Source organism: Chryseobacterium sp. UF-290, from assembly GCF_058245615.1.
In genome coordinates this window covers 467,033-480,122 of sequence record NZ_JBSICB010000001.1, presented here as the reverse complement: position 1 = coordinate 480,122, position 13,090 = coordinate 467,033, and the positions used below count along the sequence as shown (strand labels likewise).

At 37.8% G+C, this 13,090-nt stretch carries 12 protein-coding genes and 1 tRNA gene; 10 read left to right on the top strand and 3 right to left on the bottom strand.

Annotated features, from left to right (window positions below; all coding sequences use genetic code 11):
* Positions 1-2 precede the first annotated feature (2 nt).
* The 3 genes from AC4IF5_RS02065 to AC4IF5_RS02055 all read right to left on the bottom strand — a co-directional run bounded on the left by AC4IF5_RS02065 (position 3) and on the right by AC4IF5_RS02055 (position 3,040).
* Complete coding sequence (locus tag AC4IF5_RS02065; RefSeq protein WP_490731203.1) at positions 3-1,757, bottom strand: hypothetical protein; 1,755 nt, start codon at positions 1,755-1,757, stop codon at positions 3-5.
* Positions 1,758-2,004: 247 nt separating this feature from the next.
* Positions 2,005-2,112: transfer RNA gene (locus AC4IF5_RS02060), tRNA-OTHER, on the bottom strand.
* Between the two features lie 127 nt (positions 2,113-2,239).
* Entirely contained in the window at positions 2,240-3,040 is an 801-nt protein-coding gene (locus AC4IF5_RS02055; RefSeq protein ID WP_490731339.1) for an RtcB family protein, read from the bottom strand.
* A gap of 753 nt (positions 3,041-3,793) precedes the next feature.
* Here AC4IF5_RS02055 and AC4IF5_RS02050 point away from each other — a divergent pair.
* The 10 genes from AC4IF5_RS02050 (at position 3,794) to AC4IF5_RS02005 (ending at position 13,023) form a co-directional block, all read left to right on the top strand.
* Entirely contained in the window at positions 3,794-4,129 is a 336-nt protein-coding gene (locus AC4IF5_RS02050) for a HopJ type III effector protein (protein ID WP_490731201.1), read from the top strand.
* A 150-nt stretch (positions 4,130-4,279) separates the two neighbouring features.
* Positions 4,280-5,293: a helix-turn-helix transcriptional regulator gene (locus AC4IF5_RS02045; protein WP_490731199.1), complete on the top strand. Its 1,014-nt coding sequence runs from the start codon at positions 4,280-4,282 to the stop codon at positions 5,291-5,293.
* 124 nt (positions 5,294-5,417) lie between these two features.
* The gene (locus tag AC4IF5_RS02040; protein ID WP_490731197.1) at positions 5,418-5,555 is read left to right on the top strand and encodes a hypothetical protein; all 138 of its coding nucleotides are present in this window, start codon (positions 5,418-5,420) and stop codon (positions 5,553-5,555) included.
* 352 nt (positions 5,556-5,907) lie between these two features.
* A complete protein-coding gene (locus AC4IF5_RS02035) occupies positions 5,908-6,471 on the top strand; it encodes a hypothetical protein (protein ID WP_490731195.1) in 564 nt (187 codons plus the stop codon).
* Positions 6,472-6,586: 115 nt separating this feature from the next.
* Complete coding sequence (locus AC4IF5_RS02030; protein ID WP_490731194.1) at positions 6,587-7,636, top strand: glucokinase; 1,050 nt, start codon at positions 6,587-6,589, stop codon at positions 7,634-7,636.
* A 143-nt stretch (positions 7,637-7,779) separates the two neighbouring features.
* Entirely contained in the window at positions 7,780-8,346 is a 567-nt protein-coding gene (locus AC4IF5_RS02025; RefSeq protein ID WP_490731192.1) for a YceI family protein, read from the top strand.
* A gap of 78 nt (positions 8,347-8,424) precedes the next feature.
* Positions 8,425-9,051, top strand: a complete 627-nt coding sequence (locus AC4IF5_RS02020; RefSeq protein ID WP_490731190.1) for a YceI family protein — start codon at positions 8,425-8,427, stop codon at positions 9,049-9,051.
* Between the two features lie 181 nt (positions 9,052-9,232).
* Positions 9,233-9,877: an alpha/beta hydrolase gene (locus AC4IF5_RS02015; RefSeq protein ID WP_490731188.1), complete on the top strand. Its 645-nt coding sequence runs from the start codon at positions 9,233-9,235 to the stop codon at positions 9,875-9,877.
* 169 nt (positions 9,878-10,046) lie between these two features.
* Entirely contained in the window at positions 10,047-11,390 is a 1,344-nt protein-coding gene (locus tag AC4IF5_RS02010; protein WP_490731186.1) for an ammonium transporter, read from the top strand.
* Positions 11,391-11,604: 214 nt separating this feature from the next.
* Complete coding sequence (locus tag AC4IF5_RS02005) at positions 11,605-13,023, top strand: L-serine ammonia-lyase (protein ID WP_490731184.1); 1,419 nt, start codon at positions 11,605-11,607, stop codon at positions 13,021-13,023.
* Positions 13,024-13,090 lie beyond the last annotated feature (67 nt).

Sequence of the window (13,090 nt, the reverse complement as noted above, 5' to 3'; positions counted from 1 at the left end):
AATTATTTAAAGACCCTGATAAAACTATCTTTTTCCAGAGTTTCCAGTGAAAAGTCAAAATCAGCTTCAGCTTTTTCCGTGGTAATCTCTGCTCCCAGTTCTTTTATAAGGTCATTGAAAGATATTGCCTCATACCATTGCTGATACAGCGCACTTGTCGCCATCATGGAGATTTCAGTATTTCCTGAAACATGAGAATGTCCCGCACCAAAATTCAGCAATACAAAACATTGCTTTTGGTCTTTTGGGAGCAGCATTCCCAGAATCGTTTGTTTCTGAACCGAGTTACATTGAGCTTCAGCAAAAAGATTGTTGGGATTCATCATATAGTCGTAGGAAATGTTATCTCCTTTTCCGATGATGATTTTATACCCACAATTTGCATCACCGTAGAAAACGTTATTCATAACAAGTGTAGGCGTACTCAGTCCTTTATTGGCATAAAGATATTCAACGGCACCATTAGGCGCGGAAGTCATATCACCTGAATACATCAATTGTCCTTCACCATGGTTATAAGCAGCATTCCAACCTATTTTTCCGGTGATGTTCAATCCTGAAAGGTCAAGGTCAAAAGCCCCCCATTTGTTTTCCCAATAAATTCCGACAGCCAGTCTGTCACCATAAAAACGGGTTCCGGTAGGAATATTTCCGACAAACATTTTTTCAGAAGTTGGCAATGCAAACTCTACATTTTCTGGAAAATAGAATTTCTTTCCGGAAAGATTTTCATATTTCAGTTTCAGATAATCCAGAATGAAATCATAATTTAATTGGTTCACATACGTTTCCTTACCTTTTTTAACCCATGATTTTCCGTTTCTGATCCTGTAAACAAAAGTATCCTGACCGTATATTCTTGAATAGCAGGCAGACAAAGCTTTAAATAACGCGAACGGAGTCGCATTTTCCATCCAATGCCAGTCGCTGCTTTCCAGCAATGTATTGGTGGCATCGTTCAGCGGATTTGAAATTAATGGCTTATGGTGAAGTTTAGATAGCTTCGAAATCTTATTAATCGTTTTCGGCGCTTTGTTTTTATAAGCCAGAAATAACGGTTTAAATCTGTTAAAAATCTCTGCCAGTTTTTCCAGTCCAAAGCTTTCGAACAGGTACGTGGGATTGAACCTGCTTTGTTTGATCAGATCTATCAGCTCATCGTTTTTTATTAAAAGCGTTGTCGTGGTTGTTTTATAAATCACATAACGGAAAAACTCAACAGGATTTTCGGGATAGATATCGTACAGATCGGCTATTTTTATAACAGCTTCCTTATTTCTGATATTTTCTTTTCCTGTAAAATCATATTCCAGTTCCGTATGCAAAATATAAAGCAGATCATCAATTGTTTCCTCTTTCAAAGCAATTCCGGATCTTAAAAGAGAAAGACATTTTTCCTGCATTTCTTCTACGGTGTAAGCTTTGATTACTTTGAAAACAAGATTCAGACCGGGAATATTCAATATTTCTTTTGGAATATAAATGTCACTTTGAAAATCGCTTCCGTATGTTGATAAATAATGGTTGATCTGTTCAAAAAACAATTCTGCTCTGGAAGTATTTTTTATTTTTTCCCAGGATTTATGAAAGGTCTTATTCAAATCATTTCCATTCAGTTTTTCCTTTGCATAATAGGTAGTGATTTCATGTTTTGCCCAAAGCGCATCAGGTTCAATGATAAAACCGTCGTTGGAAATAAATGGCTTTTCATCTGATTTTCTGGCCAATACGGCATTGAATAATTTTAGGGTTTTCATTGTTTTTTAGTTTAAAAATAAGTGAGGAGTATGTTCATTAAAAGTGAAGTGTATAGGAACTCCTTTTACCTATAGTTTATAAAAAGCGGGGAGTAGTGTATCCAAATAATATAGGAACTCCCTTTGCCTTATAATTTGTAAAAAGGCGGAAAGTATGGTCTGGAAATATAGGAACTTTCTTTGCCTTAAATTTTTTTTAACTAATGAAAATGACTGATAGGTTAATATAGGCATTTTCAGTGTATTGAGGAGCAGACAGGATTCGAACCTGTGACGCACAATTGTGATTCATAGGAACTTTATTTGCCGGTAGCGAAAAGTAATGTTGCTGCTCTACCATCTGAGCTACTGCTCCTGCCATTATGAAAAGTTTTCATATACCTTACAGGCTTTTACACTGATAAGGTTTGGTTATTAGTTTTTTGATAACCTTACAGGCTTTCAAAACCTGTAAGGTTCAGATAAAAATTAAAAATTACAAATTATGCTTTTCTGTATTTTTTCTTTTTCTTCCATGGCGCATTTTTACCCACGTCTCCGGCCATAATACATCCGTAAGGCATTACTTCATCCAGAACTTCACAAAGTCCGTACTCTTCAATCTGTGCTCTCACATTTTTAGCGCTTTTATAGGCGGTTGGAAGCTCGGAGATATCAATTTCATTGGAGTAGAAACGGATATCCAATCCTTTCGTTTCCTCGTTGAAGATCTCTTCAGCTGTCTTATGGGCCAGTGATTTTTTATGCTGGCTTCTGCTGAAATTTCTTCCGGCTCCGTGCGGTGCAAAACCTAAGTTTCTTTCATTGGTTTTTCCCTGTACGATCAATACCGGTTCTGCCATATTTAATGGGATCAGTCTTGGTCCTGTAATATCAGGCATGAACTTATCATCCAGCGGAGTGGCTCCTTTAGCATGATAGAACAGATCACCATCTTTGAAAACGAAATTATGCTCATTCCAATATCTGTTTTTTTTCTCCGCTTCCAATTTATTCAGTACGGCATCGTGTAGAGAAGTATGGTTTTCTTTGGTCCATTGTCTGATCAGCTGCAGCGCTTCCCAATAAGACTTCCCTTCTTCAGTATCATATGGGATCCATGCATTTTCCCTTAATGTTTCCGGAGAAATTTCCTGTCTGAAACGGTTGGCTGCTTTCATTCCTTTATCATATAAGGCTGCTCCCGGAGCTCTTGATCCGTGATGAGTAACCATCATGGTATTTCCGGTATTTTTGGAAGTCCCTACAAAAAGGAAATGATTTCCGTCTCCCTGTGTTCCCATATGAGAACGGGCAATGCTGATCAGCTTTTCATCATTTAAAAAATCATTTTCTCTGAAAGCATCCATCAGTTCCTGGGACATCGGCATCTGCTCTCCTCTTGGTCTTCCTCCGTATCCGAAGTGAGTGACTGCATGGGCAGCATCCAACACGTCTTTGGGATTCATTTTTCCAAAATCGGTCAGCATTACGGAACAGCAGATATCTGCACTATGGAATCCCGGGTGAATCGCATTTTGCGCAACCACCACACCTCCTACAGGAATCTGGCCTTCAGGGCCTGTGGGACAGGCATCCGGCATTAAAGCTCCGGCTGTAAGCGTTGGTGTTCTCATCAGGACTTTCATGGTTCTGATCACCTTTTCTACATTATCATTTTCACTTTCGTGCTCTGCTCTGATGTTGATGGCAAAATCTTTAGCCGTATCATGAAGCGGAATAAGGTCCGGCTGTCTGAACTGTACCAGATATTCTGCGATCTGGTTTTCATCCAGATTATTCTCATTGATATAAGCAATGGCATCTTTAAACCATTTTGCGGGTCTATATCCTAATTCGATTAAATGATTTCCATTAAATTCCATCTTTTTTTCATTTTGATGATGCAAAGTAAGGTTGTTGTTGCGCAATAGTTTTGCGTAGATATGAAAAATTTAATTATTTTTACAAAAAATTAAAAAATAGGGCAAAAAAGCAAAAGCGAAAGGACGAATTTGCTTATTGTCTGATTGTATTATTTATTAAAACCTGCATTTATGGTATTATTAGAACAGCTAAAACATTTCCCTGAGACTATTCAGTTTAGTGAGGTCATTGCCTATATCGATGAAAACTACAATTTTACTCCTACAGCCTTTAAAAATGGTGACACAACAAATCAGGCAGGACAGAATAACGGTTCATGCAAAGTTTTCAGCTTTGCTAAGCTTCAGGAACTGACAAAGGATGAGACTCTTCTGCTTTTTGGAGAATTTTACAGGCATGATGTTTTGAAAAATCCGAAAGGAAGTGATCACCAGAATATCAGAAACTTTATGATATATGGCTGGGACGGGATTACTTTTGATGGAGATGCTTTGGTGAAAAAATAATTTTTAGGTAAAAAGGCAGAAAGGTGAAATAGCAAAATGGCTATTAAAGCGCTTTTTATCAATTGTAAGTAAATGATAAGTATATAATAACGACCAACAGAAAGCAGATCTTCCTTTTCGCTTTTTTTGCTTTTTTACAAAAATAAAATCATGTCATCCAATAAAAACGCTCTGATCCGCTATAAAACACTGGATAAATGCCTTAAAAACAAATACCGGAAATACACCCTTGAAGATCTTATTGATGAATGTTCCGAAGCATTATTTGAATTTGAAGGTAAGGAATCTTATGTGAGCAAACGGACGGTACAGCTTGATCTGCAGAATATGCGGAGTGAAAAATTCGGGTATGAAGCTCCCATTGAAGTCTATGAGAGGAAATATTACCGTTATAGCGATCCGGATTACAGCATTCATAATATTTCTGTGAACGAAAGTGATCTGAAAGCGATGAATAATGCGGTCCAGATCTTAAAGCAGTTTAAAGATTTCTCAATGTTTAAAGAAATGAACGGGGTTATTCAGAAGCTGGAAGACTCCATTCATGCGACCAACCAGAAATCCATTATTCACCTGGATAAAAATGAACAGTTGAAGGGGCTGGAACATATTGATATTCTGTATGAAAGTATTGCCAATAAGAAAGTGCTGAAGATCCTTTATAAAAGCTTTACCGCAAGAGAATCCAATATTTATACCGTCCATCCGCAACTGTTGAAGGAGTTCAATAACCGTTGGTTCCTGATCTGTCTCTACAAACAGAAAATGTACAATCTGGCTTTGGACAGGATGGAAAATATAGAAGCTGATGAAAGGCTTCAGTATATTGACAAAAATATGGACGGTGATGAATACTTCAAGGATATTGTAGGCGTTACGGTTTCAGAGGGAATTATGCCTAAAGATGTGGTGTTTTGGGTAGATTCAGCCAATGCTCCTTATGTGAAAACCAAACCGCTGCATAAAAGCCAGGAAATCGTAAGTGAAGATAATGACGGAACGCTATTTAAAATTTGTGTTCAGATCAATTTCGAGCTGGAAAGACTGCTGCTTGGATTCGGTGATTCCCTGATCGTCCATAAGCCCAGAAAATTAAGGGTGAAAATGGAAGAAAAGTTCAAAGCAGGAATTAAAAACTATCAGAATCTGATCGTTCCTGAATAAAGTTAACTTATATCATATGCAGGAGGGAATTGCTCATTAATCGGTGGCTGATTTTATCTTGGCTTGGAAATTGCATAGACATAACAAAAAATATCACATTTCACATAATAACACCATACAAATTATGAAATCAAGAATATTTAAAGCATTAATTGCAATCATAGCCCCTATAGCAATAGAATATATTGTTAAAAAAATATCTGAGAAACTTGATAAAAAAGAAGATCAGACAGAAAAAGAACCAAAGCAGATTACTGCTTAAATGTAAGAGTAGTTAAATTTAAAATTATTGAAAAGAGACTGTCCTATTTGTACAGTCTCTTTTTTATAGATAGGGAAACTTTTGAACCACTACGTCAAAAAAGGGTTATAATTTTTCCATATAATATATTGTCTGGTCTGTCATCCATTTAAGCTTCTCCGTTTTTTCTTTAATTCCACTTTTTTAACCCTTTTTTTGATAATTTTTGTTAAACAAACATTTAAATTTTGTTAAAAATAAGATGTTGATATTCATTGTTTTATGTTTTTGTGGAGTGTTAAAATAAATGGAAGAGCTTTGCTTGGCACGATTTTTACATCCTATTGTTTAGTAAAATTTAAAAATTAGAGTTATGAAAATGTTTAAACAAGCAATATTGCTGGCTGGAATTTTAACAGCAGGAGTGGCAAGCGCACAGGATTCTAAGATGAATAATATGATCAAAGTGGGCGCAAATGTTGGTTTAGCAGTTCCTGCAGATAATTTATCTGCTGCCGTAGGCGTAGATGTTGCTTATCAGAACCTGATCACACCTGGATTTGGATTAGGTATTGCATCAGGATATACTCACTATTTCGGAAAAGATAACAACGGTTATAAAAATAATGATGTAGGAGTAGTTCCTGTAGCAGCTTTAGTAAGAATTTATCCTAAACAAACCGGATTTTATTTCGGAACAGACTTAGGTTACGGATTCCTGGTTGGAGATAAGCAGGTAGCTTCCAATACGAGTGTAGAAAGAGCAGGCGGAGGTTTTTACCTTAAACCGGAGATCGGATACCACAACAAAGACTGGAATTTCTTTGTACAATACCAGAAGGTTTTTGTAGGAACAAAAGGAGATTTAGCTGGTCAGGATTATAATGTGGGAAATATCGGAGTAGGATTCGGTTATAATATTCCATTAGGAAAGTAGTTAGATTTAAATATAAACAATTATTAACCAAAACCTTTTCACGAAAGTGGAAAGGTTTTTTTGTTCTGTGCAGGATTTACGAAAACAATTATTATATTTGGTAAAATTTGAGGTTATGATTCTGAATCCAAAATTTCCGCTTTATTTACCAGGAGTAGGAAGCAGTAATAATGATAGCGTTTCTATCATTGGAGCAAGTCTTCGTGAAGATATAACAATCTTAGGCTATTTTGTTTCCGGTAACGGAGGTCTTGAGATGAAACTCCAGAATGAATATCCCACAAAAGAATATGCTTCTTTTTCAGATATTCTGAAGAAGTTTATTCAGGATAATCAGCTGGAAAATGTAAAACGTCTGGGAATGGCAGTGCCAGGTCCTGTACTGAACGGGAAAAGCAGCCCGGCAAGGTTGGGGTGGAGCTTAGATATTGAAGAATATGCCAGAGATTTCGGGTTTGAAAAAGTAGAAATGCTGAACGACCTGGAAGCATCAGCCTATGGAATGGCCCTTCTTGAAGATGATGATCTTGAAGCCATCTATACAAGCGGGCATCTTGAAAAAGGGAATGTTGCCATCCTTGCCCCTGGAAACGGGTTAGGAGAAGCAGGATATTTCTTTGACGGAAAATACCTGAGACCCTTTGCTACGGAAGGAGGACATTCTGAATTTTCACCAAGGACCAATGTGGAAGTCGAGTTTTACCAGTTCTTAAATAATATCTATGGAATTGTAAGCTGGGAAAATGTACTTTCCAAAACAGGTTTATTCAATATCTACCGATTCCTGAGAGATGTAAAAAGACATCCTGAACCGGAGTGGCTGGGAGAACGTCTTGCCCAGGGTAATTTTGTAGAAGAGCTTTACAGAGCCGCTGTGGAAGACAATGTACTGATCTGCAGGATTGCTTTGGATACGTTCCTTGAGTTCCTGGCACGTGAAGCGAATAATTTAACATTAAAAGTAAAGGCTACCGGAGGATTGCTGATTGCCGGAGATATCCCGCAGATCGTGAGGGAATATATCGATAAGGCCAAATTCTATGAAAAGTTCAAGATCAGTGATAAGATGGAGGAAATGCTTAGAAATATCCCGATCTACCTGATCAAGCAAAATCATACGGCATTGAAAGGGATGGCACTTTATACAGCCTACTATCAAGAATAAAATACAAACTCCGGAGCAATCCGGAGTTTTTTTGTGGGATGATATTATTCATAAAAATAATTGGATTTCTTGATGTACATCAACGGTATCTATTGAATAAGATGGCTACATTTGCAGTATTAAATAAGTAAAAATTCTATTCAATGAAAAAAATATTTTTATTAGCGGTTTTAGCCGGTGGTCTGGCTTTCGGACAGTCAAAAAAAGTTGTAGCTTCTGATGTTCACTGGTGGGGATATAAAGTAGCAAAGTCTGAAGCAAGCTCTCACGATGGTACGGTAAAGGTAAAATCGGGAGATATGGTAATGAAAGGAGACCAATTGGTAGGAGGGAGCTTCGTTCTGGATATGACCTCTATTAATGCAACGGACCTTACAGGAGAATATCAGCAGAAACTAAACGGGCACCTTAAAAACGGTGACTTCTTTGAAGTGGAAAAATTCCCTACGGCAACTTTCAAGATTACATCTGTAAAGAAAAACAATGACAAGATCTACAACTCTTTAGTAACAGGTAACCTTACTTTGAAAGGAAAAACAAGCCCGGTGACTTTCCCAGCTAAAATTTCTTACAGCAAAGGAGTAGTAAGTCTGGTATCAAACAAATTCTCTTTTGACAGACAGAAGTTTGATGTAGCTTACAAGTCTACGATGCAGGATGTTTTTGTGAAAGATGATATTGATATGCTTGTAAAGGTGACTGCTCAATAAATTAATCAAAAAAAGATTGTTAAAAGTGTAGAAGTTCTACACTTTTTTTTATTTTTGTTGAATTGTAAATAAAAAAGAATGAAAAGATTACTATTGTTTGCTATGGTGTGCGCAAGCATATCATTTGTTTCTGCCCAAAAGAAATTTGATAAAGTTTCAAAAGTGACTTCATCAGAGATCAGGTGGTGGGGATATAAGGTTGTAAAAACTGAAGCTTCCTCCCATTCAGGAACGGTAAAGCTGAAAAGCGGAAAATTCAACTTTGATCATACTGTTTTGGTAGATGGTGAGTTTGTGATAGATATGAGAAGTATGATGGCAGGAGATGTTTCTGATGAAGATCAGATCAAGCTTACCAATGACCTGAAGAGTACCAATTTCTTTGAAGTAAAGAAATTCCCGGTTGCCAAATTCCATCTGACTAAAATTATTCCTTTAGCAAACAGTGAGTATAACTCTACAGTATACGGGGACCTTACCATTAAAGGAGTAAGAAAGACGATCTCTTTCCCTGCGAATGTATATGTTACCCAGTTTACGGTAGTGATAGAATCTGCTAAATTCTCTCTGAACAGAAGAGACTTTAAGGTATTCTACCAGTCTTCACTGAAAGATTATTTCATCAAGAACGAAATGGATATCCAGTTCAAGGTTTCTACCGAAAAGTTGGATAACGAGAACAGAGTTCCTGTGAAAAAGAAATAAGATTAAATTCCATTGATATAAAAGAGCAGCTCTGAAGGCCGCTCTTTTTTTGTTTCTGAACCACCGGGACAGATCTATGTACGTCAAGGATAAGATATTTTGTGGTAAAAATTGATAGGTTTCTCCGATTCTTTTTCAGCGTAAACTGTTATCCTGTCTGTATTTTTTATAAATTAGTCCTATGAAAATTTATATTGTAAGCGGACTTGGGGCAGACTTTAAAGTACTTGAAAGAATCGAGTTTCCCAAGCACTGTGAAATAGTCTTTATAGATTGGCTCATCCCGGAAAAAAATGAGTCTTTTCATACATATGTTGAAAGAATGGCTGAAAAAGTAGATGATTCGGAGCCGTTTTGCCTGTTGGGGTATTCTTTTGGCGGAATTATGGTGCAGGAGATGAATCAGCTGAAACCTGCTGAGAAAGTCGTGATCATGGGAAGCATAAAATCAGACAAGGAAAAATCCAGATTCATCAAGACAGGAGAAGTTACAAAGATCCCAAGAATGCTTCCGGTAGGATTGTTCAACGATAAAGCGGCGAATGTATATGGTGTGGTCAGAAAGTTGTTTGATCCTAAAAACCCTAAAATTCTTCAATATTTCAAAGTAAGGGATCCTTATTACCTGAAATGGTCCGTAGAAAAGGTATCTGAATGGAAATTCGAAGAAAATCCCAATGTGATCCAGATTCTTGGAGATAAGGATATCGTTTTCCCGGTCCGTTATTCAAAGCCGAATTATGTGATTAAGGGGGGAACTCATCTTTTCCCTGCTACCAAGCACAAAGAGGTTTCCAAAATACTGGCAGAAATATTTCATAAGTAGCAGCAAAATAATCTGAATCCGAATAGCGCACTCATGTAATCCTGCTTTCTTTTAACCTGAATTTATATCGATTGTTATTTTGTGTATAGTTTTTTATAGGGGTAATCTGTGAAAAATTGTATTTTTTTATAATTTATGTTTAAATTTGATAGGGTTAAATATAAATTTTATGAAAATAGGATTAAAGTGGATTGTTTCATTCTCCCTTATTACTTTGGTTGCGGTGGGTAGTTTGTTTTATAAACCAACTATAGATATTACCAATACAGGAGAATTTTTGAGCGAAGATAAGATTGTTGGGGCGGATGTAGCCTGGATACTTGCTGCTGCTGGTTTGGTATTGCTGATGACACCGGGGCTTTCTTTTTTCTATGGAGGAATGGTAGGAAAGAAAAACGTAATTTCTACAATGCTGCAAAGCTTTATTGCTTTGGGAGTTATTTCTATTCTGTGGGTAGCTATAGGTTTCTCTCTGTCTTTCGGGGATTCATTGGGATTCAGTGTCCATGGAAATCATTACGGAATCATTGGAAATCCGTTGAGCTATGCGTTTTTTAATAGAGTGGGAGGTTTTCCCCATAAAGCAATGGCCTCAACTATTCCTTTTATACTTTTTGCTTTGTTTCAGATGAAGTTTGCCGTGATTACCCCTGCTATTATTACGGGATCTTTCGCGGAGAGGGTCCGTTTTATTTCCTATCTTTTATTCATTGTTCTTTTCTCTATTTTCATCTATACACCGCTTTGTCATATGGTATGGCATCCCGATGGACTTCTGAACAAATATTTTGGAGTGAAAGACTTCGCAGGAGGAACAGTAGTGCATATGAGTGCCGGTTTTGCCGCACTTGCAGGAGCTATGGTGGTTGGCAACAGAAAAAATCCGCATCATGAGCCTTCTAATATTCCCTATGTCATTTTAGGAACGGGTATGCTGTGGTTTGGCTGGTTCGGGTTCAATGCGGGATCAGCGTTGAGTGCGTCAGCCTCAGCTGCAACAGCATTTGGAACCACTACTATTGCCTCCGCGTCAGCGATGATAACCTGGATATTTTTTGACAGGATCAATGGGCGGAGTGTTTCCGCATTAGGAGCCTGCATCGGAGCTGTTGTTGGGCTGGTGGCCATTACTCCGGGATGCGGATTTGTCAGCATTCAGGAAAGTCTTTTCATTGGATTCATAACAGCCATTGTTTCTAATCTGATGGTCAATTGGAAAGCTTTAAAGAAAATTGACGATACGCTGGATGTTTTTGCCTGTCACGGGATAGGAGGAATTATGGGAATGATCCTGACGGCTATTTTTGCTCATGGTGAAAATGCAAGTTTGCTTCATGGAGGTATTGAGGTATTTCTTCATCATATGATGGCACTTGTTCTGGTCTCTGCCTTTACCTTTTTCGGATCACTGCTTCTGTATAAGCTTACGGATTCTATCATTACACTGCGGGTTTCTGAAGAATCTGAAAATAGGGGGCTTGATCTTTCCCAACATGAAGAAAGCCTGAACTGATCTATTTTTAATGAGGTAAGAAAACTAAAGATATTGGAGGAGAAAAGACAAGCATTATTTCAGTATCCAACCCATGAATCTTAAATTTCTTAATCCTAATCCGGAGTAAATAATAAAACGTTTAGGTTAATTCACCGTTAAACGTCATTCATATCCTGATTTTTATTAAGATTTATCATGTATCTTTGCTTTTGAGGAAAATGGAGATATATTTATGGAATCAATATCGGTTTTTGAGATTATTAAAGTAGGAATAGGTCCTTCCAGTTCACATACAATGGGGCCCTGGAATGCAGCTTCTGCATTTATCAGAATTATAAAAAGGGAAAGGTCAATTGAAGAGGTGAAGGAAGTTTTCCTCGAATTTTTCGGTTCCTTAGCCAAAACAGGAATCGGGCATGGTACGGATATCGCAGGAATGCTTGGGCTGAACGGTGAAGATTTTAAGACCATTGATACGACAAAAATTGATGAAAAAGTCGAAAAGATAAAAAAGGATCATACCATCCATCTTGGAGGGGAAAAAGAAATTCCCTTTATCTATGGATATCATCTGATTTTAAATATGCAGAAATCCCTTGATTTTCATCCTAACGGAATGATCTTTAGAGCTGTCTTTGAAGATGGTACTGAGCTCATTCAGGATTTTTATTCTGTGGGAGGCGGCTTTATTGCAAGCCAGGAAAAAAATTCTATTCAAAAACACTGCATACGTACATTATATCCTTGTCATAGATCTTCGGATATTGTAAAGTATTGTGATAAGCTGGGATTTAACAGAATTTCAGATCTGATCTTCATCAATGAGGAAAGCTGGAGATCCAAGGAAGAAACCAGACAGGAGGCCTTATATATCTGGCAGCAGATCAAAGAATGTATCTATAAAGGAGTCAATAAAGAAGGTATTCTTCCGGGAGGTCTGAATGTGACGAGAAGGGCTGCCGGGCTTAACAGAAAGCTTTTAGGTGATAAGATCTATAAAAATCTGGATGAATGGTTCCAGCTTGTAGTAGATGCGGAAGAGAATTTTACCAATATCAATAAATGGATCGCCTGCTTTGCATTGGCAGTCAATGAAGAAAATGCAAGCTTCGGAAGAATCATTACTGCGCCAACGAATGGGGCGAGTGGGGTAATTCCGGCAGTTTTGATGTATTCTCAGGCTTTTACGGATTCGGTAAGCGATGATGATATTGTACGTTTTCTATTGGTTGCGGGAGAAATCGGCACTTTATTCAAGAAAAACGCAACGATCTCTGCGGCGATGGGAGGGTGTCAGGCTGAAATCGGAGTGTCTTCAGCGATGGCAGCTGCAGGCCTTACGGAGATCTTAGGGGGAAGTGTAGGACAGGTTCTGATGGCGGCAGAAATCGCGATGGAGCATCATCTTGGGCTAACCTGCGATCCTATCAAAGGTCTTGTACAGATCCCATGTATCGAAAGAAATACAATGGGTGCTATGAAAGCGATTACTGCGGCCAATATTGCCCTGGAAAGTGATCCCACCAAAGCAAAAGTAACCTTAGATGAGGTGATCCAGACCATGTGGGAAACAGCCCAATCTATGAGTGACCGTTTTAAAGAAACTTCCGAGGGCGGACTTGCCATTGCGGTGAACGTTCCGGAATGTTAATAAAAATAACTGTTTAAAAAAAATAAAAATCCTCAGATTATAATGGTCTGAGGATTTTTTATTGGAT

Bases quoted from the DNA above. Each gene is read 5' to 3' on its own strand.
- AC4IF5_RS02045 (WP_490731199.1), top strand. From the start codon at position 4,280: ATGTCATCCAATAAAAACGCTCTGATCCGCTATAAAACACTGGATAAA.
- AC4IF5_RS02020 (WP_490731190.1), top strand. From the start codon at position 8,425: ATGAAAAGATTACTATTGTTTGCTATGGTGTGCGCAAGCATATCATTT.
- AC4IF5_RS02010 (WP_490731186.1), top strand. From the start codon at position 10,047: ATGAAAATAGGATTAAAGTGGATTGTTTCATTCTCCCTTATTACTTTG.
- AC4IF5_RS02055 (WP_490731339.1), bottom strand. From the start codon at position 3,040: ATGGGAACACAGGGAGACGGAAATCATTTCCTTTTTGTAGGGACTTCC.
- AC4IF5_RS02005 (WP_490731184.1), top strand. From the start codon at position 11,605: ATGGAATCAATATCGGTTTTTGAGATTATTAAAGTAGGAATAGGTCCT.
- AC4IF5_RS02030 (WP_490731194.1), top strand. From the start codon at position 6,587: ATGATTCTGAATCCAAAATTTCCGCTTTATTTACCAGGAGTAGGAAGC.
- AC4IF5_RS02015 (WP_490731188.1), top strand. From the start codon at position 9,233: ATGAAAATTTATATTGTAAGCGGACTTGGGGCAGACTTTAAAGTACTT.
- AC4IF5_RS02050 (WP_490731201.1), top strand. From the start codon at position 3,794: ATGGTATTATTAGAACAGCTAAAACATTTCCCTGAGACTATTCAGTTT.
- AC4IF5_RS02025 (WP_490731192.1), top strand. From the start codon at position 7,780: ATGAAAAAAATATTTTTATTAGCGGTTTTAGCCGGTGGTCTGGCTTTC.
- AC4IF5_RS02040 (WP_490731197.1), top strand. From the start codon at position 5,418: ATGAAATCAAGAATATTTAAAGCATTAATTGCAATCATAGCCCCTATA.
- AC4IF5_RS02035 (WP_490731195.1), top strand. From the start codon at position 5,908: ATGAAAATGTTTAAACAAGCAATATTGCTGGCTGGAATTTTAACAGCA.
- AC4IF5_RS02065 (WP_490731203.1), bottom strand. From the start codon at position 1,757: ATGAAAACCCTAAAATTATTCAATGCCGTATTGGCCAGAAAATCAGAT.